This is a genomic window from Streptomyces sp. NBC_00510, assembly GCA_036013505.1.
Classification (GTDB): domain Bacteria; phylum Actinomycetota; class Actinomycetes; order Streptomycetales; family Streptomycetaceae; genus Actinacidiphila.
Genome location: CP107851.1, coordinates 4,194,039 through 4,215,121, shown reverse-complemented (window position 1 = coordinate 4,215,121; position 21,083 = coordinate 4,194,039). Strand labels below are relative to the sequence as shown.

Sequence of the window (21,083 nt, the reverse complement as noted above, 5' to 3'; positions counted from 1 at the left end):
CATGGACGCCATTTCCGTCATCCGCACCAAGCGCGACGGCGGCCGCCTCGGCGACGACCAGATCGACTGGGTCATCGACGCCTACACCAAGGGTGAGGTCGCCGACGAGCAGATGTCCGCGCTCGCGATGGCGATCCTGCTCAACGGCATGGACCGGTCCGAGATCGCGCGCTGGACGGCTGCGATGATCGCCAGCGGCGAGCGCATGGACTTCTCCTCGCTGCCCCGCCCGACCGCCGACAAGCACTCCACCGGTGGCGTCGGCGACAAGATCACGCTGCCGCTCGCACCCCTGGTCGCGGCCTGCGGCGCGGCCGTCCCCCAGCTGTCCGGCCGCGGCCTCGGCCACACCGGCGGCACCCTGGACAAGCTGGAGTCCATCCCGGGCTGGCGGGCGCTGCTGTCCAACGAGGAGATGCTGCGGGTCCTGGGCGACACCGGCGCCGTCATCTGCGCCGCGGGCGACGGCCTCGCCCCCGCCGACAAGAAGCTGTACGCGCTGCGCGACGTCACCGGCACCGTCGAGGCGATCCCGCTGATCGCCTCGTCGATCATGTCCAAGAAGATCGCCGAGGGCACGGGATCGCTCGTCCTGGACGTCAAGGTCGGCTCCGGCGCCTTCATGAAGAACCTGGAGCAGGCCCGGGAGCTGGCCTCCACGATGGTGGGGCTGGGCACCGACCACGGCGTGAAGACCGTGGCGCTGCTCACCGACATGTCCACCCCGCTCGGCCTGACCGCGGGCAACGCGCTGGAGGTCCGCGAGTCCGTCGAGGTGCTGGCGGGCGGGGGCCCGGCCGACGTGGTCGAGCTGACCGTCGCCCTGGCGCGCGAGATGCTCGACGCGGCGGGGCTGAAGGACGCCGACCCCGCCAAGGCGCTCGCCGACGGCTCCGCCATGGACGTGTGGCGCCGCATGGTCGCCGCGCAGGGCGGCGACCCGGACGCGGCGCTGCCCGTCGCGCGCGAGCAGCACGTCGTCATGGCCGAGCGGTCCGGTGTCCTCACCGGCCTGGACGCCTACGCCGTCGGTGTCGCCGCCTGGCGCCTCGGCGCCGGGCGGGCGCGCAAGGAGGACCCGGTGCAGGCCGGCGCGGGCGTCGAGCTGCACGCCAAGCCGGGTGCCACGGTCACGCAGGGCCAGCCCCTGCTGACCCTGCACACCGACACCCCGGAGAAGTTCGACTACGCGCTGGCGGCCCTCGCCGGCGGCGTCGAGATCTCCCCGGCGGGCACCGCGTTCACGCCGGCCCCGATCGTGCTGGACCGCATCGCCTGAGCGGGGCCGCCCGCGACACGGAACGGGACCGGTGGACTTCCACCGGTCCCGTTCCGTGTCGTACGGCCGTCAGACCGTGCGTCCCGCCGGGACGGCGAGCCGCCGGTCCGCGACCGCGCGCCGGGTCGCGTACACGGTGATCCCCGCGACGCCCAGGACGGCGGCCAGGCACAGGGCGACGGTGCCGCCCCAGCCGGCGGTGTGGAAGGCGGAGGCACCCAGGGTGCCGCCGAGGCTGTTGCCGACGTAGTACGCGGTCAGGTAGAGCGCGGAGGCCTGGGCGCGGCCGGTGGCGGCGGTGCGGCTGACCGCGCCGGAGGCGATGGAGTGGCCGGTGAAGAAGCCGGCCGTGATGAGGACCAGTCCGCTCAGCACGGCGGCGAGGGAGCCCGCGAGGGTGAGCAGCAGCCCGCCGGCGGCCAGCACCACGGCGACGTACAGGGCGCCGCGCCGCCCGAGGCGGGCGTGCAGGACGCCGGAGGCCGCGGAGGCGCCGGTGCCGACCAGGTAGACCAGGAAGATGAGGCCGATCGCGGTCTGCGACAGGCCGAAGGGCTCGGCGGCGAGCCGGTAGCCCAGCACGTTGTAGACGGCGCCGAAGACCGCCATGAAGAGCAGCCCGATCAGGTAGAGCCGGCGCAGCAGCGGGGTGCCCAGGTGGCCGATCACCGTCCGCCAGAGGGCGGCGGGACTGACCGGGCCGGGACGGAAGTTGCGGGCGGTGGGGATCAGCAGGCGGAAGGCGACGGCGCACAGCACCGCCATGGCGCCGGCGGCGAACAGCGCGGCGCGCCAGCCGAAGGCCTGCGCCACGGCGCCGGTGAGGACCCGGGAGCTCATGCCGCCGATGCTGTTGCCCGCGACGTAGAGGCCGATCGCGGAGGCGACCGCCTTGGGGTGGATCTCCTCGCCGAGGTACGCCATCGCGGTCGCCGGGAGCCCGGCGAGGGCCACGCCCTGCACGGCGCGCAGGACGACCAGGGTGGTGAGGTCCGGCGCGAAGGGGATGACCAGGGCCAGTGCCGAGGCGCTGAAGACCGACGCCGTCATCACGGCCGTGCGGCCGTACTTCTCGCTCAGCGCGCTCACCGGCAGCAGGGCCAGCGCCAGCGCGGCGGTGGTGGCCGAGACGGTGAGGCTGGCCTGGGCGGGGCTGAGGGACAGGCCCGTGGAGAGCGCCGGCAGCAGGGCCTGCGTGGAGTAGAGGAGGGCGAAGGTGGCGAGTCCCGCGGCGAAAAGGGCCAGGATGGCGCGTCGGTAGCCGGGTTCACCCGGTCGCAGTGTGACGGCTGAGGGGGCGGAGGCGGCGGCGCCCGACCGTGTCACGGTGGACGCCCCTGTATCGGCGGGAGACATGCCTTCACGCTAGGCCGGGCCGGTTTCATGCGTCCAATGCACGGAGTGGCGATAATCGTTCCCATGGCGCATGAAGCGAGGTCAGCCGGGTCGCTGTCACCGTCCCGTGACGCAACAGACACGCGGGCGGAGCTGGACAGCACCTCCTGGGCGGCGGTCCTGGCCCCCAGGCTCGCCCAGTTCGCCGCGGTGGCGCGGCACGAGCACGTCACCCGCGCGGCGCGCGAGCTGGGGGTGCCCCAGTCCACGCTCAGCCGGGCCATGGTCCGGCTCGAACTCGACCTGGGCGTCACGCTCTTCGCGCGTCAGGGCCGTACGGTCTCGCTCACGCCCGCGGGCCGCGGCTTCCTCGCCTCGGTAGAGCGGGCGCTGGGCGAGGTGGAGCGCTCGGCCGAGTCCGTACGCGCCGACGCCGACCCGCAGTCGGGACGGGTCGCCTTCGGCTTCCTCCACACGCTCGGCCCCGAGACCGTACCGGCCCTGCTGCGGGCCTTCCGCGCCGACCATCCGCGGATCCGCTTCCAGCTCGTGCAGAACTACGGCGAGGCGATGCTCGCCGGGCTGCGCGCGGGCGATCTGGACCTCTGCCTGACCTCACCGGTGCCGGACGCCCCCGACCTGGTCGTCCGGCGCCTCGACGAGCAGCGGCTGCGGCTGGTCGTCCCCGCCGACCACCGGCTCGCCTCCCGCCGCAGGGTGCGCCTGGCGGAGGCGTCGGGGGAGCTGTTCGTGAGCCTGGAAGCCGGTTACGGGCTGCGGCGCATCACCGACGCCCTCTGCGCGGAGGCGGGCTTCACCCCGCGGGTGGCCTTCGAGGGGGAGGAGGCCGAGACCCTGCGCGGGCTGGTCGCCGCCGGACTCGGGGTGGCCCTGCTGCCGCCCCCGCTCGTGCCGCGTCCCGGCGTCGTGGAGCTCACCGTCACCGCCCCGCGCGCGGTCCGGGAGATCGGCGTGGCCTGGCTCGGCGGCCACCCCGACACGGCCCCCGTCGCCGCGTTCAAGAAGTTCCTGCTCGGCAGGCGCGGTCAGCTCCTCCCCGGCTGACGGCGCCGGCCCGGAACGCGGATGCGCGCAGTGCCGCCGGTCCCGGACGATACGGGGCATGCCCCCTGCGACCGACCCTGCCCTGCCGCCCCCGCATGTCCTGGAAGCCTTCGGGCTCTCCGGCCGGCCCGAGCCGCTCGCGGGAGGCCAGGGGCACAGCGTCCGGGTGGCGGGCGCGGTGCTGAAGCCGGGCGCCGACGCCGCGGAGACCGACTGGGCCGCGGGGCTGATGGAACGTCTGCAGGGCCGCCGGGACTTCCGGGTACCGCGATTCCTGCGCTCCGTGGGTGGTGGTCACGTCGTCGAAGGATGGTCGGCGACCGAGTTCCTGGTGGGTGAGCCCGGTCCCGCCGGCAGATGGGGCGCCCTGCTGGCCGCGGGCAGGGCCTTCCACGAGGCACTGCGCGATGTGCCGCGACCCGGCCGCCTGGACGCGCACCGGCATCCGTGGGCGGTGGCCGACCGCCTCGCCTGGGGCGAGCCGACAGCGGAGGCGCCGGCGGTGACGCCGGCGGAGATCCGGCGGCTGGTCACCAGGATGGAACGGCTCCGCGAACCGGTCGACGCGCGGGACCAGCTCATCCACGGCGACCTGACGGGGAACGTCCTCTTCGCGGTCGGCCGGGCCCCCGCGATCATCGACTTCTCGCCGTACTGGCGGCCCGTCGCGTACGCCGACGCGATCGTGGTGGCCGACGGCCTGCTCCACCACCGCGCCGGGCACGGTCTGGTGGACTCGGCGGTCCCCGGTGCCGAGGGCGCGCAGATGCTCCTGCGCGCCCTGCTCTTCCGCCTGGGCGCGTCGGCCGTGCCGGCCGGTCCTGGCGCCGCCCTGCCCGAGGACGAGATGGCCGGGTTCACCCGGGTGGCCGACCTCGTCGAACGGAGGGTCCGCGGGGGGTGACCCCGGCGGCGGCCGCCCCGCGCTCAGCGCAGTTGGGGCGACCGTCCGAAACCCGAGGCCAGGGGCATGCGCAGGCCGAGCGGGGGAGGGGCGGCCAGCGCGTCGGCGACCGGGCGGGCGAAGGACCGCCCCAGCAGGGTGCCGAGGACGAAGTCGGCGGTCAGGGAGGCGACTTCGGCCCGGTGGTCGTGGAGCAGATGGCCGTCGGTGTGCACCTCGAACCGGCACACGTCCCGGTTGACCTTCTTGACCCGTTCGGCCAGCCGGTAGGAGAGGTCGGGGTGCGTGGAGTCGTCGTTCGTGCCGTGCACGATCAGGACGTGGCGGCCTATCAGCTGCTTCACCGGATCGGGCTCCGGCGCGTCCGGCAGCCACGGCGCTATGGCGACCGCCGAGTTGACGGCCGGGTGGCCCGCCGCGCGCAGCGCCGCGCGGCCGCCCATGTCCATGCCGACCAGCGACACCGGTACGTCACCGTAGCGGCGGACGACCTCGTCGACCGCCCACCGCGCGTCCTCGGCCGGGTGGGCGTGACCGCCGTTCCAGCCGCGGAAGCGGTAGTGCACGACGTGCACGGCCAGGCCCTCTCCGCGGCCCGCTGCCCGCACCAGCCGGCGGGCCAGCGGCACCATCGCCGCGGCGGCCACGGGGGAGCGCCGACGGGTGCTCAGCGCACTCCCGCCGGGCAGCACCAGCACGGCGGCACGGACCGCCTCGTCGTCCGTATCCCGCCGTACCGCCGGGTTCAGACCCGGTGTCACTCTCTTCCCCAACCGCGCACCACGCACCGGTAAAGCTTGCGAAGCCATGGCGTAACCATGGCAGACGGGAAGGTGTGCACGACCTGGCCGGGAGGTCAATATTCGGCATCATCCAAGAGTTCTACGCGCGTAGGGGGTATGTTTCGGAAATGACGAGCTCAAGCACGCTCCCCTTCCCCGCGGGCGCTGCGGGGGCCACCCCCACGCCCGAGCAGATCCGCCGTGCGCCCAAGGTGCTGCTCCACGACCACCTCGACGGCGGCGTCCGCCCCGGGACCGTCGTCGACCTCGCCCGCGCGTCGGGCTACGACGGCCTGCCGGAGACCGATCCGGACAAGCTCGGCACCTGGTTCCGCGAGGCCGCCGACTCCGGCTCGCTGGATCGTTACCTGGAGACGTTCTCGCACACGGTCGGCGTCATGCAGAGCCGCGAGGCGCTCACCCGGGTCGCCGCCGAGTGCGCCGAGGACCTCGCCGCGGACGGCGTCGTCTACGCCGAGGTGCGCTACGCCCCCGAGCTCCACGTCGAACGCGGGCTCTCCCTCGACGAGGTCGTGGAGGCCGTCAACGAGGGCTTCCGGGAAGGCGAACGGCGGGCCCGCGAGGCGGGCGGGCGGATCCGGGTGGGCGCCCTGCTCACCGCGATGCGGCACGCCGCCCGCTCGCAGGAGATCGCCGAACTCGCCATCCGCTACCGCGACCGGGGCGTCGTCGGCTTCGACATCGCGGGCGCCGAGGCCGGCTTTCCGCCCACCCGCCACCTCGACGCCTTCGAGTACCTCCAGCGGGAGAACTTCCACTTCACCATCCACGCCGGCGAGGCCTTCGGCCTGCCCTCGATCTGGCAGGCCCTGCAGTGGTGCGGCGCCGACCGGCTCGGGCACGGCGTGCGCATCATCGACGACATCGAGGTCGCGGACGACGGCACGGTCTCCCTCGGGCGGCTCGCCAACTACGTGCGCGACAAGCGCATCCCCCTGGAGATGTGCCCCACCTCCAACCTGCAGACCGGCGCGGCCGCCTCGTACGCGGAACATCCCATCGGGCTGCTGCGCCGGCTGCACTTCCGGGTCACGGTCAACACCGACAACCGCCTGATGAGCGGCACGAGCATGAGCCGCGAGTTCGCCGAACTGGTGGCCGCCTTCGGCTACACGCTCGACGACATGCAGTGGTTCACGGTCAACGCGATGAAGTCCGCATTCATCCCTTTCGATGAACGTCTCGCGATGATCAATGACGTGATCAAGCCCGGATACTCGGAGCTGAAGGCCGAGTGGCTGTTCCGCCAGACGGCCGCCGCCACCGCCGTGGCCAGCGATTCCTCGCCGGAAGAGGGATGAGAGCCGGGCCGTCCCGCCGTGCGGCGGCGGGGCGGCCCCGGCCGCGTGCGGCCGCGTGCGGCCGCTTGCACCGCCCCGCGTCCCGTCGATACGTTCCGAAATCCCGCGAACACGTTCCGTGTGTGCCGCGGCGGACGCACCATCCCCCATCACGAGGATCGCAACCATGAAGACCGGAACCGTCAAGACTCTCGGTGCCGCCGCGCTGGGCGTGGCCTTCGTCGGGGCCGCCGCGGGCGTCGCCTCCGCCGCTCCGACGGACACCAACCTCGGCCTGCCGAACGCCTCGGCCCTGCCGGTCTCCGTGCCGGTCGCCGACGTGGCGAAGTCGGTCCCGGTCGGAGCCGTGACCAGCGGCCTGCCGAAGACCGCCAACATCGTCCCCGGCGTGCAGAACGCCCCCACGGGCCTGAGCACCCTGCTCGGCGGCCTCCCCGTCGGCGGCCAGTTGCCGCTGGGTCAGCTGCCGCTGCAGGGCCTGCCGATCGGCGGCTGAGCACCACCCGGACGAACGCCGGACGGGCCGCGCCCCCTCGGGGGTGCGGCCCGCAGGTGTTCCGGGGCCCGTGGCGTCACACGGCGGTCTTCGCACGCCCCTCGTCCGGCAGCAGCAGCCACAGCGCGAGGTAGAGCAGGAACTGCGGCCCGGGCAGCAGGCACGACAGCAGGAAGATCACACGCATCGTGGTGGCGGAGGTGCCGAACCGGTCTGCGAGTCCGGCGCAGACCCCGGCGATCATCCGGCCGTGACGGGGGCGGACCAGTGCGGACATGGCGGGTGCTCCTTCGGGAGTCCAGGCCGGTCTCTCCGGCCGATGACATCACCGTACGAGCGCATACCGCCGTGAATCGTCGCTCTACGGTGCGATCCCGACCCTGGGAATCCTCGGGGTCCGCCCCTGAGCACCGGTCAGCCGGTCCTCCCGGCGGACGCTGCGGCGGTGCACCCACATGCGGGCCGCGGGCACCACGGCGAGGTGGGCCAGCGCGACGCCCGCCGTGTTGAGCAGCAGGGCGTCCACGTCGAAGATCTGGCCCGGCACCCCGGTCTGCACGAACTCCAGGGCCAGCGAGATCATCAGCCCCGCGAAGACCGTGCGGGCGAACGAGCCCGGCGCCGACACCCGCACCCGACCGCCGGCCATCGGCAGCAGCACGCCCAGTGGGGCCAGCAGCGCCAGCCCCGCGCCGATCCGGCGGGCCGCCTCCGCGGGCCCCATGGCGAGGTCGGAGCGGATGGAGGCGAACGGACGGAGGTTGGGGGCGTCCACCCAGGGCACGTACTGCGGACGCAGCATCAGCCACCCCACCAGAGCCAGATGAACCGCGGCGAGTACCAGGCCCACCGCGCGCACTTTCGGGAGAGAGCCGTCGCGCCGCACGCCTGGAAGGACGTCTGTCACTTCACGGCGGTTCCAGCGGTTTCCGCCGCCTCGGGGTCGGTGCGCAGGTCCCCGGTGCAGGTGAAGCGGCGCACCGGGGTGTCGTCGGAGCCGCCCAGGAGCACCCCGCCGCTGCCGGAGCCCGCGGCCGTACCGGCGTACGTGCAGACCACCTGGGCGAGCGCGAACGGCGGCAGGTCGCCCAGCGGGGCGCTGAGCCGGAGCGATCCGCGCGGGTCGTCGCGGCGCGGTCCCTCCACGGCCAGGTCGCCCTGCACGGCCGTGGTGAAGCCGGCCGACGACTCTCCGCCGCGCGGCTTGCGCTGCAGCTCGCGCAGGAGCAGCACGGCCATGCCCAGCTGGTCCAGGCCCCCGGTCCGCACCGAGCGGTTCACCGCGGCCACCTGGGCGCTGCACACCAGGAACACCCGGGCGGCCGGGCCCTGCGGCGACGCGGAGGCCGTCGCCGTGGGGCTCGCCTCCTCGTCCGGCACCGCGCAGGAGACACGGGAGGGCGCGGGCCCGGCGTCCACTGGCACCGAGGTGGTGCGGATGCCGCAGCCGGCCAGCAGGACCACGCCGAGCAGGATGAGGAGCGGGGCGCGCCGGCGACGGCGGGCGGCACCCGCGGACGGGAGACCCGGGGCGTCCGGGGCGGCGCCCCGGGACGGCTGCGTCACTTGCTCTCGTTCCCTTCCTCGGTCTCCGCCGCCTGGCCGGCCCCGGTGCGCATCGGCAGGCGCAGCGTGAACACCGCGCCGCCACCGGGGTTGTTGGCCGCGGCGATCTCTCCGCCGTGGATGTGCGCGTTCTCCAGGGCGATGGACAGGCCCAGGCCGCTCCCCTCGGAACGGGCCCGGGAGGCGTCCGCCTTGAAGAACCGGTCGAAGACGTGCGGCAGCACGTCCTCCGGGATGCCGGGGCCGTTGTCGGCGACCTCGACGACGAGCTCGTCCCCGTCCTGCCGCACCTTGACGCGGACCGGCGAGCCGCCGTGCTTGAGGGCGTTGCCGATCAGGTTGGCCAGGATCACGTCGATGCGGCGCGGGTCGAGCAGCGCGATGATGCCGCGCGGCGCGTCCAGCTCCACCGCGTCGAGCCAGGCACGGGCGTCGATGCAGGCGGTGACCAGGTCGGAGACGTCGACGTCGTCCATGACCAGGCGTGCGGTGCCCGCGTCGAAGCGGGTGACCTCCATCAGGTTCTCCACCAGCTCGCCCAGCCGCTTGGTCTCGCTCACCACCAGCCGCACCGCCGGGGCGATCATCGGGTCGAGGGAGTCCGCCTCGTCCTCCAGCACCTCGGTCACGGCGGTGATCGCCGTCAGCGGGGTGCGCAGCTCGTGCGACATGTCGGCGACGAAGCGGCGGCTGGCCGCCTCACGCTGGCTGAGCTCGTCGACGCGTCGCTCCAGCCGCTCCGCGGTGCGGTTGAACGTCCTTGACAGCTCGGCGAGTTCGTCGGTGCCCGTGACCCGCAGCCGGGTGTCGAGCTTGCCCTCGCCGAGCCTCCTGGCGGCGTCGCCGAGACGTGCCACGGGCCGCAGCACGGTGGAGGCCGCGGCCTGGGCCAGCAGCGCCGCACCGATCAGGGCGAGGGCGGTGGCGATGCCGAGCGACCAGGCCAGCGAGTTGAGGTCCTTCCGCTCGGCCTCCAGCGACTTGAACATGTAGCCGGTGGGCCCGCCGCCGATCACCTTGGCCCCGCCCACCAGGTACGGCTGTCCGTTGCGGGTGACCCGCTGCCAGTACAGGTGGTACTCGGCGGGGTCGCCCTCCTTGGGGTTGCGCTTGCTGACGGCCTTGCGCAGCGTCGCGGGGACGGCGTCCAGCGAGAAGCCGTCGCTCTGCGACTTGGTCGCGCAGCGCTCGCCGTCCGGGCCGGTGCCGATCAGCAGCACCTGGTAGGTCTGCGTGCTGGTGCCGATGCTGCGCGCGGCGTCCGCCAGTTTGTCGCAGGACGGGTGCCGCGGCAGCGAGCCCGCGTTGCGGGTCATCGAGGCGCGGAAGTCGTTGAGCGCGGCGTTCTGGGCGCGGGTCAGCACGGCGTCACGGTTGAGCCAGTAGGCGATTCCGGAGGCGGACACGGCGGCCGCCAGCGCCACGGCGGCGAAGACGGCGACCAGGCGCAGCCGCAGGCTGGTGAGCCGCAGCAGCCGTGATCTCCAGCCGCTCAGCCGCTGATCCGTCGTGTTGTCACCGGTCGTGTCCTCGTGGTGCGGTTGACTCACGCCGGCGCGTCCAGGCGGTACCCGACACCCCGGACGGTACGGATCAGGGTCGGCGACGAGGGCACGTCCTCGATCTTGGCCCGCAGCCGCTGCACACAGGCGTCCACCAGGCGCGAGTCGCCGAGGTAGTCGTGCTCCCACACCAGGCGCAGCAACTGCTGCCGGGACAGGGCCTGCCCCGGACGGCGGCTCAGCTCCAGCAACAGCCGCAGCTCGGTCGGCGTGAGCTGCAGGTCCTCGCCGTTCTTCGTCACGGTCATCGCCGAGCGGTCGATGACGATGCTGCCGAAGGCGGCCGCGTCGGTGCTGTCCCGCTCGCCGCGGCGCAGCACGGCGCGGATGCGGGCGTCCAGCACGCGCGGCTGGATGGGCTTGACGACGTAGTCGTCGGCTCCGGACTCCAGACCCACCACGACGTCGATGTCGTCGCTGCGCGCGGTCAGCAGGATGATCGGCAGCTGGTCGGTGCGCCGGATGCGACGGCACACCTCGAAACCGTCGATGCCCGGGAGCATGACGTCCAGCACGATCAGGTCCGGTCGCTGCTCGCGCAGCAGCTTCAGCCCGTCCTCGCCCGTGGCCGCGGCCACCACACGGTGGCCTTGGCGCGACAGGGCGAGTTCGAGGCTCGCTCGGATGGCGTCGTCGTCCTCGATCAGCAACAGGAAAGGCACGCCCGCATTCTCTCCCAAGTGGACCGTGGAAGGTACCGCCGTCGTCTGTGACGGGGCTGTGACACTCGGCGGACAACGCCATGAAACTGGCGCGGGAAGCTATTGGTCATCGACGGGGACGCCTACCGGGCGGCCCCCGCCGGACGGGTACGAAGACCAGGCCGGCTCCACCCACGGGGGGCGCGAAATGAACGCACTGCACAGCACGACGACCACCGCAGTCCTTCAGCCGCGCCTGCACACCGCGGGTCGGGGCGTCGAGAAGTCCGGTGCCACGGGCGGGCGGGGGTGCGCTCGTGGCACCGGGCGTCAGGTGGTCCGCACCCGGCCGCCGTACATCACGGCGATCGAGGGCGGTCACGGGGGAGACGGGGGGCACGGGGGTGTCGCCCACGGGGAGGCCACGGGGGCCCGGGAGATCCCGGGGGAGCGGTGCTTCACGGCGGACGCGGACTTCACCGCCTACGTCCAGGAGCGCCGGGCCTCCCTGTACGCGACCGCCTACCACCTGACGGGCGACCGCTTCGAGGCGGAGGACCTGCTGCAGAGCGCGCTGTTCTCCACCTACCGGGCCTGGGACCGGATCAGCGACAAGGCCGCGGTCGGCGGTTACCTGCGCCGGACCATGACCAACCTGCACATCAGCGCCTGGCGGCGCCGCAAGCTCAACGAGTACCCGACCGAGGAGCTGCCGGAGACGGCGGGCGAGACGGACGCGATGCGCGGCACCGAGCTGCGGGCCGTGCTGTGGCAGGCGCTGGCCAAGCTCCCGGAGCCGCAGCGCACGATGCTGGTGCTCCGTTACTACGAGGGCCGCACCGACCCGGAGATCGCCGAGATCCTCGGCATCAGCGTCGGCACGGTGAAGAGCAGCATCTGGCGCTCCCTGCGCCGGCTGCGCGAGGACGAGACGCTCAGCGCGGGCGTCGACGAGGAGGCGGCGTTCGGCGAGCTGGTCGCCTGACGCCGGGGGGAACGGGGAACCGGGGGGTCCACGGGGGGAATCGGGGGAACCGGGGGGAATCGGGGGAAGCAAGAGGGAGCGGTCGCGCGCAGCGGGGGGTCTGTGCGCACCGCTCCCTCACGCATGTCCTTACGGACTCGCGCGCCGCTTCGTTCAAACCCGGACGGCGACCGGTGGAAAAGATGCGCGACCGATCCGTTCCAGTGCCTCGTCCCGGTCGCACACGTGCGCCCCGAGCGCCGCGTGCCGGGCGACGATGCCCCGCTCGGCGCGCATCAGGTTCCAGCCGCGGCGCAGCAGGAAGGACAGCGACTTCCGGCCCTCGCGCAGGTCCCGGACGAAGCGGCGGCGGGCGGTGGTGGCCGCGCCGCGGCTCAGGCACAGCGCGTCGGCGAGCACGCCGAGTTCGGCGCAGCGCGCGACGATGTCGGCGGCGAAGATGCCCTCGGCTATGAAGAGCGGCGCACCGTCGAGGCCGACCTCCGCCCCTCCGGTGATGGAGCTGGAGGAGAGCTCGTACACCGGGACGGCGGTCCGGCCCGTGGCGCACAGCTCCGCGACGGCGGCGACGGCCGCGTCGGCGTTCCAGGACAGCGGGGAGTCCCAGTCGGCGCCGATGCCGCTCGGCAGCATCGGGAGGGACGGGTCGTCACCCTCCTTGTAGAAGTCGTCCAGTCGCAGGACCGGCAGTCCGGTGCGGGCGGCGAGGGAGGACTTGCCGGACCCGGAGGGGCCGGTCAGCAGGATCACGCGGGCGGCGGGAGGGCGAGAGCTCACGGGACACCAGTGTGACGCATTCAGCCTTTGGAGTGACCCGCCGGGACATGCTTTGGATGCGTGATGTTCAACCAACTACCGTGAGTGACGTCATTGTCGCGTACGGAGACGGCCGCCGCGCCGTCCCGGGACCGGTCCGTACGCGGGCCGGGGACCAGGCAGGTGGATCCTCATGCCGCAGTTCTCCCGCACCCTTCTCCGCGCCACCGTCCTCGCGGTGTCGTCCGTCGCGGCCGTCGCCTCGGCGGGGGCGGCGCACGCGGACGCCCGGAGCGGAGGAGCGGCCACGGCCGCCGAGGCCGGCCGGGCGGCGACGTCGGCCCTGATCGGCACGGTGAACCAGCTGCCGGTGAACCCGTTCGCGCAGACCAGCGTCAACCCCCTGGACAACGCCGTGAGTTCGCAGGTCGCCGACTTCAAGCCGGTCTCCACCGCGGACGTCACCAAGCCGATCGCCGACAGCCGCTCGGTCGCCGACCTGCCGCTGATCGGCGACACCGTCAGGACCCTGCAGGGCGGCTGACGGCGCTCGGACGCGTACGGCGGCGGGCCCTCGCGGGGACACATCGGTCGCGGGGACCCGCCGCCGGGCCGTGCGGGAGGTGCCGGTCCCCCGGCGACGGGACGGGCCGCCGGGGGGACCGGGTCAGTAAGCGGAGCCCGAGGCCGCGCCGGCACCCGCGGGGTGCCAGACGGTCTTGGTCTCCAGGAAGGCCGTCAGGCGGTCCGTGCCGGGCTCGGCGGCCCAGTCCACAGCCTGTGGACGGAGCACGCGCTTGAGGTTGTCGGCGGCGGCGACCTCCAGCTCCTTCGCCAGCGCGGCGTCGTCCACCGTCCCCGCCAGGTCGAGCGCGTTGACGTCCATGTGCGCGGCGAGCGTCGGCGCGACCTCGGACGTGCGGCCGGACAGGATGTTGACGACCCCGCCCGGCAGGTCGGAGGTGGCCAGCACCTCGCCCAGCGACAGCGCGGGCAGCGGGGCCCGTTCACTGGTCACCACGACCGCGGTGTTGCCGGTGGCGATCACCGGGGCGACCACCGAGACCAGGCCGAGGAAGGACGACTCCTGCGGCGCGACGACCGCGACGACCCCGGTCGGCTCAGGGCTCGACAGGTTGAAGTACGGCCCCGCCACCGGGTTGGCGCCGCCCACGACCTGGGCGATCTTGTCGGTCCAGCCGGCGTACCAGACCCAGCGGTCGATCGCGGCGTCCACCACGGCCGCCGCCTTGGACTTCGACAGCCCCTCGGCCTCGCCGACCTCGCGGACGAACTGCTCCCGGCGGCCCTCCAGCATCTCCGCGATGCGGTAGAGGATCTGCCCGCGGTTGTACGCGGTCGCGCCCGACCAGCCCGCGAAGGCCTTGCGGGCGGCGGACACCGCGTCACGGGCGTCCTTGCGGGAGGACTGCGGGGCGTTGGCGAGCCACTTGCCCTTGGCGTCGGTCACCTCGTACACCCGCCCGCTCTCGCTGCGGGGGAACTTGCCCCCGACGAACAGCTTGTAGGTCTTGAAGACGGACAGCCGCACCGTCTCGGACTTCTCAGACATCGAGGTACGCCTCCAGGCCGTGGCGGCCGCCCTCGCGACCGAAGCCCGACTCCTTGTAGCCGCCGAAGGGCGAGGTCGGGTCGAACTTGTTGAACGTGTTGGCCCACACCACACCGGCCCGGAGCTGGTTCGCGACCGAGAGGATGCGCGAGCCCTTCTCCGTCCAGATCCCGGCGGACAGGCCGTACGGGGTGTTGTTGGCCTTCTCCACGGCCTCGGCCGGGGTGCGGAAGGTCAGCACCGACAGGACCGGGCCGAAGATCTCCTCGCGGGCGACCCGGTGCGCCTGGGTGACCCCGGTGAAGAGCGTCGGCGCGAACCAGTAGCCCGCGGAGGGCAGTTCGCAGGCCGGCGACCAGCGCTCCGCGCCCTCGGCCTCGCCGGCCTCGGCGAGCGCGGTGATCCGGGCCAGCTGCTCGGCGGAGTTGATGGCGCCGATGTCGGTGTTCTTGTCCAGCGGGTCGCCGACGCGCAGCGTCGACAGCCGGCGCTTGAGCGCGTCCAGCACCTCGTCCGCGACGGACTCCTGGACCAGCAGGCGGGAGCCCGCGCAGCACACCTGGCCCTGGTTGAAGAAGATGCCGTTGACGATGCCCTCGACGGCCTGGTCGATCGGCGCGTCGTCGAAGACGATGTTGGCGCCCTTGCCGCCCAGCTCCAGGGTGACCTTCTTCTTCGTACCGGCGACGGTGCGGGCGATCTGCTTGCCGACGGCGGTGGAACCGGTGAAGGCGACCTTGTCGACGCCCTCGTGCGCGACCAGCGCGGCACCGGCGTCCCCGTAGCCGGGGAGGATGTTGACGACGCCCTTGGGCAGGCCCGCCTGGCGGCAGATGTCGGCGAAGAACAGCGCCGACAGCGGGGTGGTCTCGGCCGGCTTGAGGACGACCGTGTTGCCGGTGGCCAGCGCCGGGGCGATCTTCCACGCCAGCATCAGCAGCGGGAAGTTCCACGGGATGACCTGGCCGGCCACGCCCAGCGGACGGGGGGCCGGGCCGAAGCCGGCGTGCGCGAGCTTGTCGGCCCAGCCGGCGTAGTAGAAGAAGTGCGCGGCGACCAGCGGGAGGTCGGCGTCGCGGGTCTCCTTGATCGGCTTGCCGTTGTCCAGCGACTCCAGGACGGCCAGCTCGCGCGAGCGCTCCTGGACGATCCGGGCGATGCGGAACAGGTACTTGGCGCGCTCGGAGCCGGGCAGCGCCGACCACGACGCGAAGGCCTTGCGGGCGGCCTCGACGGCCCGGTCCACGTCCGCTTCGCCGGCCCGGGCGACCTCGGAGAGGACCTCCTCGCTGGACGGGCTCACGGTCTTGAAGACCCGGCCGTCGGCGGCGTCGGTGAACTCGCCGTCGATGAACAGGCCGTAGGAGGGGGCGATGTCGACGACGGAGCGGGACTCGGGCGCCGGCGCGTACGCGAAGGCGGAGCCCGGCTTCGGCTGCCCGGCCGGCTGGGTCCGCTGGGGCTGCTGGGGCTGCTGGTTCTTCTTGGTCTGTGTCATCGGGGTTCTCAGTCCACCGTCACGTAGTCGGGACCGGAGTAGCGGCCGGTGCTCAGCTTCTGGCGCTGCATGAGCAGATCGTTCAGCAGGCTGGACGCGCCGAAACGGAACCACTCGTTGCTCAGCCACTCGTCGCCCACGGTCTCGTTGACGAGGACCAGGAACTTGATGGCGTCCTTGGAGGTGCGGATGCCACCGGCGGGCTTCACGCCGACCTGGACGCCCGTGGCGGCGCGGAAGTCGCGCACGGCCTCGAGCATCAGGAGGGTGTTGGCGGGGGTGGCGTTGACCGCCACCTTGCCGGTGGAGGTCTTGATGAAGTCGGCGCCGGCGAGCATGCCGAGCCAGGAGGCGCGGCGGATGTTGTCGTACGTCGCCAGCTCGCCGGTCTCGAAGATGACTTTGAGGTGGGCGGAGCTGCCGTCGGGACGGCGGCAGGCCTCCTTGACCGCCTTGATCTCCTCGAAGACCTTCAGGTAGTGGCCGGCGAGGAAGGCGCCGCGGTCGATGACCATGTCCACTTCGTCGGCGCCCGCGGCCACCGCGTCGGCGGTGTCGGCGAGCTTCACCGGCAGCGCGGCGCGGCCGGCCGGGAAGGCGGTGGCGACGGACGCGACGCGCACGCCGGAGTCGCCGAGGGCCTCCTTGGCGGTCGCGACCATGTCCGGGTAGACGCAGATCGCGGCGACCCGGGGGGTCGTGCGGTCGGTCGGGTCCGGGCTGACGCCCTTGGCGGACAGCGCCCGGACCTTGCCGGGGGTGTCCGCGCCTTCGAGCGTGGTCAGGTCGATCATCGAGATCGCCAGGTCGATGGCGTACGCCTTCGCCGTGGTCTTGATCGAACGGGTGCCGAGGCTTGCGGCGCGGCCTTCGAGGCCGACCGCGTCGACGCCGGGCAGCCCGTGCAGGAAGCGGCGCAGCGCGGCGTCGGAGGCCGTGACGTCGGCCATGGACGCCAGCCGGGCCGCGGCGTCGGGGCCGTGAGCGGGAACAGTGGTGGGCATGGTCACCAGACCAGCATATCTACGCGCGTAGCGAATGTCACCGGTCGGAACGGGTCCGACTGTCCCCGTACGGGGGGTCCGGCAACCGAATCGGCGGAACCGGTGGTCTGGTGGGTGAAGGGGGTCATCGATGAATCCAGACGACGAGGCGGAGTTCCAAGGCTACGTCCGTGCCAGATGGACCCATCTGGTCAGGACCGCCTATCTGCTCACGGGTGACCGGCATCACGCCGAGGACCTGGCGCAGACCGCGCTGGCCAAGGCCTACCGGTCCTGGCGGCGGGTGCAGCGCAGCGACAATCCGGACGCCTACGTGCGACGGATCCTGATCAGCTGCAACAAGGACCGGTTCCGCAAGAAACGCGTGGCCGAACGGCTCACGGACGTACCGCCCGAAGGCGCCGGAGCCGATCCCACGGCGCGGGTGGCGCTGCGGGAGGAACTGCTGGCGGCGCTCGGCGAGCTGCCCGCCCGGCAGCGGGCCGTGGTCGTGCTGCGGTACTGGGACGACCTGTCGGAGACCGAGGTGGCCCATGCACTGGGCTGCTCGGCCGGGACGGTCAAGAGCCAGGCGGCCCGGGGCCTGGCCAAGCTGCGGGCCCGGCTGGGCACGGCCGTGGTGGCCGCGGAGCCGGTCGCCGCCGGGGCGGCCACAGGGACGAGGACGGGGCCATGGGGCCCGGCGAAGGACACGAGGGTCGAAGGAGGGGTCCGATGAGGGACAAGGGCGACATGGCGGGGTTCGGCCCCGCGGACGGCGACACGGAGTTCGAGGCGCAGCTGCGCGAGCTCCTCGAGGAACAGACGGACGGGCTGCGCACCGGCGAGGCGCCCTACGCCACGATCGTGCGCCGGGGCAGGACGAGCCGCAGACGCCGGGTGTTCGCCGCCGGGGCCGGGCTGGCGGCGCTGGTCGCGGTGCCGGGCACGGCCGTCGCGATGCACTACCAGCCCGGCGGTGCCGGCACGACCGCCCTGCCGGCCCACGACGCCCGGCCGTCCGTGACGGCGAGCGCCGCCCAGCCGCGCACCTCCGCCCCGGCGCGGGCGAGCGGGCCCGAAGGCCCCGCGACGCCGGGGCAACTGGCGGACGGGATCACGATGGAGCGGGCGGGCGAGGTGCTGGAGAGGTGCCTGGCGTACGGCGGGCAACACCAGCCCAAGGTGTCCGCCTTCGCAAGCGACTACGGGAAGGCCGAGGACTACCGCGTGATCCTCGCGCTGAACGCCACCGGCGACAAGAACTCCCCGGGCGACGGCATCCGTGTGGTGGCGGTCGGCACCGTGGACGGCGCCCCCGTCCGCCTGATCTGCACGGACAAGGACGGGAAGGCGGGTGGCATCAACAGCAGCACCGGAGCGGACGGCGCCCCGGGCCGCGGGCCCGTCGTGCCGGACGACAACGCCTACCGGCTCTACAAGCAGGACGGCACCACCGGCCCGGGGCTGCCGTACGACTTCCCCTTCCGCTGGGGCAGCATCGGCACGGTCGAGCCCGGGGTCGCCAAGGTCACCGTCTCCTGGGGCGGCGTCACCCGGCAGGCGGCGCTCGACCACGGCTACTTCGTCGCGACGGGGGTCCTTGCCGCGCCGGAGGATTCCCTGCCGCACATCCAGGGCTACGACGCGGCGGGCAAGCTCGTCTACGACTCCAGGGAGGACAAGGCGTACCAGTAGGTCGTCGCTGACGCCGATGCACTAACGCAACCTCCGTCCCGCAGGGCGCAGGGCCGGGGTCAGGCACAATCTGATCTCATGACGAGCTCCGAGAACCCCGCCCCCGAACCGCAGCCCGACCCCGGGCAGCCGAAGTACGCCGAGCGCTCCTACCGCTCGACGGCCGGCGTCGTTGGCGGCGTGCTCATGCTCGCCATCACGCTGTGGCTCGGCATCGACGCGATCGTCCGCGGTACGGGCGACACGCCCTGGGTGGCCCTCGCACTGCTGCTGCTGATCGTGCCGCTGGTCGTCGCGTTCACCCTGCGTCCGGTCGTCCTGGCCGGTGACGACCGCCTCCTGGTGCGCAACCCGTTCCGTACCGTCACCGCGCCCTGGAGCGCCGTGGAGGGGCTGCGCTCGGGGTACTCGACGGAGCTGTTCGTGGAGGGCAAGAAGTACCAGTTGTGGGCCGTCCCCGTGTCGATGCGCGCCCGCAAGCGGGCCGCGCGGGCCAAGACGCGCGCCGCCGCGGCGGGCGACCCGGGCGCGACGCTGGGGTCCCGTCCCGGCGCCACGGACTCGACCCGGGCCTGGTCCGACCGGGTCGTGGACGAACTGCGCGAGCTCGCGGAGCGGCACGGCGGCCACGAGGGCGCGCAGGGCGAGGTCACGGTCCGCTGGGCGTACGAGGTGATCGCCCCGGCGGTGGCGGGGGCGGTCGTGCTGATCGTCCTGCTCGCCATCGGCTGAGCCGGCGGACCCGGGCGCACACCCCGACGCCCCGGTCGTGCCCGAGCGGGCACGACCGGGGCGTCGGCGTTGTCTGAGCGTCAGGCCTTCGCCGCGGCCTCGTCCCGGGGGAGCCCGGCGGCGGTCGCGAGGTCGGCCTTGACGGCCGCGAGGACGTCGGCTGCCTGGGCGCGGACGCCGGCCAGCCGGTCGGCGCCCGGCACGGGCAGCACGACCTCCAGGTAGCACTTCAGCTTGGGCTCGGTGCCGCTCGGCCGCACGATCACCCGCGCCGACTCCACGCCGGCTCCCGGGGAGCCGGCCAGCCGGTAGCGCAGGCCGTCGGTCGGCGGCAGCTGCGCGCTGCCCTGGGAGAGGTCCTCGGCGGTGACGACGGCGAGACCGGCCAGCGAGCTGGGCGGCCGCTCCCGCAGCCGGCTCATCGCGTCGTCGATGACCGACAGGTCGGCGACCCGTACCGAGAGCTGGTCGGTGGCGTGCAGCCCGTACTCCAGGGCGATGTCGTCCAGCAGGTCGCAGAGCGTACGGCCCTTGGCCTTGAGCTCGGCGGTCAGTTCCGCGACGGCCAGGGCGGCGGTGACTCCGTCCTTGTCCCGCACGCCCTCGGGGTCCACGCAGTAGCCCAGGGCCTCCTCGTAGCCGAACCGCAGGCCCTCCACCCGGGAGATCCACTTGAAGCCGGTCAGGGTGTCGGCGTACCGCAGTCCCGCGCGGGCCGCGATGCGCGAGACCAGGGAGGAGGAGACGATGCTCGCGGCGAAGGTTCCGCTGGCCCGGCGGTGCACCAGGTGGGTGGCGAGCAGCGCGCCGACCTCGTCGCCGCGCAGCATCCGCCAGCCGTCCGCGGCGGTGCGGTCCGGCACGGCCACGGCGCAGCGGTCGGCGTCGGGATCGTTGGCGATGACGATGTCGACGTCGGGGCCGAGGGCCCGGGCCGCGGCGAAGGCCAGGTCCATCGCCCCCGGCTCCTCCGGGTTGGGGAAGGCGACGGTCGGGAAGTCCGGGTCGGGCTCGCCCTGCTCGGCGACGACGTGCGGGGCGCCGAACCCGGCCCGCTCGAAGGCGGCGGTCAGCACGTCGCGGCCGACACCGTGCAGGGGGGTGTAGACGACCGAGATGTCGCGCGGGGTGTGCCGGTCCACGACCGAGGCGGCGCGGTCCAGGTAGGCCTCGACGACCTCCTCGCCGAGGAGCTGCCAGCCCTCGTCCGCCAGCGGGACGCCGGTCAGCGGGCCGATCGCGGCGATCTCGTCGGCGATCCCGGCGTCGGCGGGCGGGACGATCTGCGAGCCGTCGCCCAGGTAGACCTTGTAGCCGTTGTCACGCGGGGGGTTGTGGCTCGCGGTCACGGCGATGCCCGCGACGGCGCCCAGGTGACGGATCGCGAAGGCCAGCACCGGCGTGGGCAGCGGCCCGGGCAGCACGGCCGCCCGCAGGCCCGCGCCGACCATGACGGCGGCGGTGTCACGGGCGAAGTCCACCGACTTGTGGCGGGCGTCGTGACCCACGACGACCAGCCCGTCGCCCTGGCCCTGCGCCTTGAGGTACGCGGCGAGACCGGCGGCGGCCCGGATGACCACGGAGCGGTTCATGCGCATCGGGCCAGCGCCGATCTCCCCGCGCAGCCCCGCCGTACCGAACTGCAGGGTGCCGGCGAACCGGGCCGCGAGGTCCTCGGCCGCCGCCGGGTCGCCCGACTCGACCGCCGTGAGCAGCGCCTCCAACTCGGCCCGGGTGTCGGGGTCCGGGTCCTCGGCCAGCCAGGTGCGCGCCTGAGGGATCAGCTCCGCCTTCTCGCTTGCGCTTGCCACGTGATGCTCCTGCGATGTCGTCTTCGGTGCCGCCCGCGCAGCGCGCGGGTCGGCCTGGGGCCTCCGGCCCGTGCTGCCCGCGACCGATGCCACAG

The 21,083-nt window shown here is 73.4% G+C and carries 22 protein-coding genes; 10 read left to right on the top strand and 12 right to left on the bottom strand.

Features of this window, described 5'->3' with window-relative positions; genetic code table 11:
• Position 1: 1 nt before the first annotated feature.
• Complete coding sequence (locus tag OG937_18620; GenBank protein ID WUD73551.1) at positions 2 to 1,279, top strand: thymidine phosphorylase; 1,278 nt, start codon at positions 2 to 4, stop codon at positions 1,277 to 1,279.
• 69 nt (positions 1,280 to 1,348) lie between these two features.
• Here OG937_18620 and OG937_18615 read toward each other — a convergent pair whose 3' ends face one another.
• Positions 1,349 to 2,635, bottom strand: coding sequence for an MFS transporter (locus OG937_18615; GenBank protein WUD73550.1), 1,287 nt, complete (start codon positions 2,633 to 2,635; stop codon positions 1,349 to 1,351).
• 63 nt (positions 2,636 to 2,698) lie between these two features.
• Here OG937_18615 and OG937_18610 point away from each other — a divergent pair, with 63 nt between their 5' ends.
• Positions 2,699 to 3,679 (top strand): LysR family transcriptional regulator, encoded by a 981-nt coding sequence (locus OG937_18610; protein ID WUD73549.1) that lies wholly within the window; start codon positions 2,699 to 2,701, stop codon positions 3,677 to 3,679.
• Between the two features lie 58 nt (positions 3,680 to 3,737).
• The gene (locus OG937_18605; protein WUD73548.1) at positions 3,738 to 4,583 is read left to right on the top strand and encodes an aminoglycoside phosphotransferase; all 846 of its coding nucleotides are present in this window, start codon (positions 3,738 to 3,740) and stop codon (positions 4,581 to 4,583) included.
• Positions 4,584 to 4,606: 23 nt separating this feature from the next.
• On the opposite strand, the gene OG937_18600 is transcribed toward OG937_18605, so the two are convergent.
• Positions 4,607 to 5,392, bottom strand: a complete 786-nt coding sequence (locus tag OG937_18600) for an alpha/beta hydrolase (protein WUD73547.1) — start codon at positions 5,390 to 5,392, stop codon at positions 4,607 to 4,609.
• A gap of 101 nt (positions 5,393 to 5,493) precedes the next feature.
• On the opposite strand from OG937_18600, the gene OG937_18595 reads away from it, so the two are divergent.
• Both OG937_18595 and OG937_18590 read left to right on the top strand, forming a co-directional pair.
• Positions 5,494 to 6,687 carry an adenosine deaminase gene (locus tag OG937_18595; GenBank protein WUD73546.1) on the top strand — a complete coding sequence of 398 codons (1,194 nt, stop codon included), beginning with the start codon at positions 5,494 to 5,496 and terminating at the stop codon, positions 6,685 to 6,687.
• Positions 6,688 to 6,853: 166 nt separating this feature from the next.
• Complete coding sequence (locus tag OG937_18590; GenBank protein ID WUD73545.1) at positions 6,854 to 7,183, top strand: hypothetical protein; 330 nt, start codon at positions 6,854 to 6,856, stop codon at positions 7,181 to 7,183.
• Between the two features lie 76 nt (positions 7,184 to 7,259).
• Here OG937_18590 and OG937_18585 read toward each other — a convergent pair whose 3' ends face one another.
• The 5 genes from OG937_18585 to OG937_18565 form a co-directional block, all read right to left on the bottom strand.
• The gene (locus OG937_18585) at positions 7,260 to 7,460 is read right to left on the bottom strand and encodes a PspC domain-containing protein (GenBank protein ID WUD73544.1); all 201 of its coding nucleotides are present in this window, start codon (positions 7,458 to 7,460) and stop codon (positions 7,260 to 7,262) included.
• Between the two features lie 84 nt (positions 7,461 to 7,544).
• A complete protein-coding gene (locus OG937_18580) occupies positions 7,545 to 8,033 on the bottom strand; it encodes a VanZ family protein (protein WUD73543.1) in 489 nt (162 codons plus the stop codon).
• A gap of 53 nt (positions 8,034 to 8,086) precedes the next feature.
• On the bottom strand, positions 8,087 to 8,749 hold the full coding sequence (locus OG937_18575) for a hypothetical protein (GenBank protein WUD73542.1): 663 nt from the start codon (positions 8,747 to 8,749) through the stop codon (positions 8,087 to 8,089).
• Complete coding sequence (locus OG937_18570; GenBank protein ID WUD78807.1) at positions 8,746 to 10,245, bottom strand: HAMP domain-containing histidine kinase; 1,500 nt, start codon at positions 10,243 to 10,245, stop codon at positions 8,746 to 8,748. The genes OG937_18575 and OG937_18570 overlap by 4 nt, the downstream gene beginning before the upstream one ends.
• Positions 10,246 to 10,295: 50 nt before the next feature.
• Complete coding sequence (locus OG937_18565) at positions 10,296 to 10,973, bottom strand: response regulator transcription factor (protein ID WUD73541.1); 678 nt, start codon at positions 10,971 to 10,973, stop codon at positions 10,296 to 10,298.
• A 187-nt stretch (positions 10,974 to 11,160) separates the two neighbouring features.
• Here OG937_18565 and OG937_18560 point away from each other — a divergent pair, with 187 nt between their 5' ends.
• On the top strand, positions 11,161 to 11,937 hold the full coding sequence (locus tag OG937_18560; protein ID WUD73540.1) for a SigE family RNA polymerase sigma factor: 777 nt from the start codon (positions 11,161 to 11,163) through the stop codon (positions 11,935 to 11,937).
• A 153-nt stretch (positions 11,938 to 12,090) separates the two neighbouring features.
• Here the strand turns inward: OG937_18560 and OG937_18555 are convergent, their stop codons facing one another.
• Complete coding sequence (locus OG937_18555) at positions 12,091 to 12,789, bottom strand: ATP-binding protein (GenBank protein WUD73539.1); 699 nt, start codon at positions 12,787 to 12,789, stop codon at positions 12,091 to 12,093.
• Positions 12,790 to 12,886: 97 nt separating this feature from the next.
• Between OG937_18555 and OG937_18550 the strand changes: the two genes are divergently transcribed.
• A complete protein-coding gene (locus OG937_18550; protein WUD73538.1) occupies positions 12,887 to 13,237 on the top strand; it encodes a hypothetical protein in 351 nt (116 codons plus the stop codon).
• A 123-nt stretch (positions 13,238 to 13,360) separates the two neighbouring features.
• Here OG937_18550 and OG937_18545 read toward each other — a convergent pair whose 3' ends face one another.
• Genes OG937_18545 through deoC form a run of 3 tightly spaced genes read right to left on the bottom strand, consistent with a single transcriptional unit; the run spans position 13,361 to position 16,768 of the window.
• The gene (locus OG937_18545) at positions 13,361 to 14,266 is read right to left on the bottom strand and encodes an aldehyde dehydrogenase family protein (GenBank protein ID WUD73537.1); all 906 of its coding nucleotides are present in this window, start codon (positions 14,264 to 14,266) and stop codon (positions 13,361 to 13,363) included.
• Positions 14,259 to 15,764 (bottom strand): aldehyde dehydrogenase family protein, encoded by a 1,506-nt coding sequence (locus tag OG937_18540; GenBank protein ID WUD73536.1) that lies wholly within the window; start codon positions 15,762 to 15,764, stop codon positions 14,259 to 14,261. Before OG937_18540 ends, OG937_18545 begins: the two co-directional genes overlap by 8 nt.
• An 8-nt stretch (positions 15,765 to 15,772) precedes the next feature.
• On the bottom strand, positions 15,773 to 16,768 hold the full coding sequence (deoC, locus tag OG937_18535) for a deoxyribose-phosphate aldolase (GenBank protein WUD78806.1): 996 nt from the start codon (positions 16,766 to 16,768) through the stop codon (positions 15,773 to 15,775).
• Positions 16,769 to 16,898: 130 nt separating this feature from the next.
• Here deoC and OG937_18530 point away from each other — a divergent pair, with 130 nt between their 5' ends.
• The 3 genes from OG937_18530 to OG937_18520 all read left to right on the top strand — a co-directional run bounded on the left by OG937_18530 (position 16,899) and on the right by OG937_18520 (position 19,177).
• Positions 16,899 to 17,486, top strand: a complete 588-nt coding sequence (locus OG937_18530) for a SigE family RNA polymerase sigma factor (protein ID WUD73535.1) — start codon at positions 16,899 to 16,901, stop codon at positions 17,484 to 17,486.
• Positions 17,483 to 18,445: a hypothetical protein gene (locus tag OG937_18525; GenBank protein ID WUD73534.1), complete on the top strand. Its 963-nt coding sequence runs from the start codon at positions 17,483 to 17,485 to the stop codon at positions 18,443 to 18,445. Before OG937_18530 ends, OG937_18525 begins: the two co-directional genes overlap by 4 nt.
• Before the next feature lie 78 nt (positions 18,446 to 18,523).
• Complete coding sequence (locus OG937_18520) at positions 18,524 to 19,177, top strand: PH domain-containing protein (GenBank protein WUD73533.1); 654 nt, start codon at positions 18,524 to 18,526, stop codon at positions 19,175 to 19,177.
• Between the two features lie 80 nt (positions 19,178 to 19,257).
• Here OG937_18520 and OG937_18515 read toward each other — a convergent pair whose 3' ends face one another.
• On the bottom strand, positions 19,258 to 20,988 hold the full coding sequence (locus OG937_18515) for a phospho-sugar mutase (GenBank protein ID WUD73532.1): 1,731 nt from the start codon (positions 20,986 to 20,988) through the stop codon (positions 19,258 to 19,260).
• Positions 20,989 to 21,083 lie beyond the last annotated feature (95 nt).

Excerpts from the sequence above, each read along its gene's own strand:
- OG937_18550 (WUD73538.1), top strand. The coding sequence starts at position 12,887 with ATGCCGCAGTTCTCCCGCACCCTTCTCCGCGCCACCGTCCTCGCGGTG.
- OG937_18530 (WUD73535.1), top strand. The coding sequence starts at position 16,899 with ATGAATCCAGACGACGAGGCGGAGTTCCAAGGCTACGTCCGTGCCAGA.
- OG937_18525 (WUD73534.1), top strand. The coding sequence starts at position 17,483 with ATGAGGGACAAGGGCGACATGGCGGGGTTCGGCCCCGCGGACGGCGAC.
- OG937_18605 (WUD73548.1), top strand. The coding sequence starts at position 3,738 with ATGCCCCCTGCGACCGACCCTGCCCTGCCGCCCCCGCATGTCCTGGAA.
- OG937_18610 (WUD73549.1), top strand. The coding sequence starts at position 2,699 with ATGGCGCATGAAGCGAGGTCAGCCGGGTCGCTGTCACCGTCCCGTGAC.
- OG937_18620 (WUD73551.1), top strand. The coding sequence starts at position 2 with ATGGACGCCATTTCCGTCATCCGCACCAAGCGCGACGGCGGCCGCCTC.
- OG937_18520 (WUD73533.1), top strand. The coding sequence starts at position 18,524 with ATGACGAGCTCCGAGAACCCCGCCCCCGAACCGCAGCCCGACCCCGGG.
- deoC (WUD78806.1), bottom strand. The coding sequence starts at position 16,768 with ATGCCCACCACTGTTCCCGCTCACGGCCCCGACGCCGCGGCCCGGCTG.
- OG937_18540 (WUD73536.1), bottom strand. The coding sequence starts at position 15,764 with ATGACACAGACCAAGAAGAACCAGCAGCCCCAGCAGCCCCAGCGGACC.
- OG937_18590 (WUD73545.1), top strand. The coding sequence starts at position 6,854 with ATGAAGACCGGAACCGTCAAGACTCTCGGTGCCGCCGCGCTGGGCGTG.
- OG937_18560 (WUD73540.1), top strand. The coding sequence starts at position 11,161 with ATGAACGCACTGCACAGCACGACGACCACCGCAGTCCTTCAGCCGCGC.
- OG937_18600 (WUD73547.1), bottom strand. The coding sequence starts at position 5,392 with ATGGCTTCGCAAGCTTTACCGGTGCGTGGTGCGCGGTTGGGGAAGAGA.
- OG937_18545 (WUD73537.1), bottom strand. The coding sequence starts at position 14,266 with ATGTCTGAGAAGTCCGAGACGGTGCGGCTGTCCGTCTTCAAGACCTAC.
- OG937_18595 (WUD73546.1), top strand. The coding sequence starts at position 5,494 with ATGACGAGCTCAAGCACGCTCCCCTTCCCCGCGGGCGCTGCGGGGGCC.
- OG937_18615 (WUD73550.1), bottom strand. The coding sequence starts at position 2,635 with ATGTCTCCCGCCGATACAGGGGCGTCCACCGTGACACGGTCGGGCGCC.
- OG937_18585 (WUD73544.1), bottom strand. The coding sequence starts at position 7,460 with ATGTCCGCACTGGTCCGCCCCCGTCACGGCCGGATGATCGCCGGGGTC.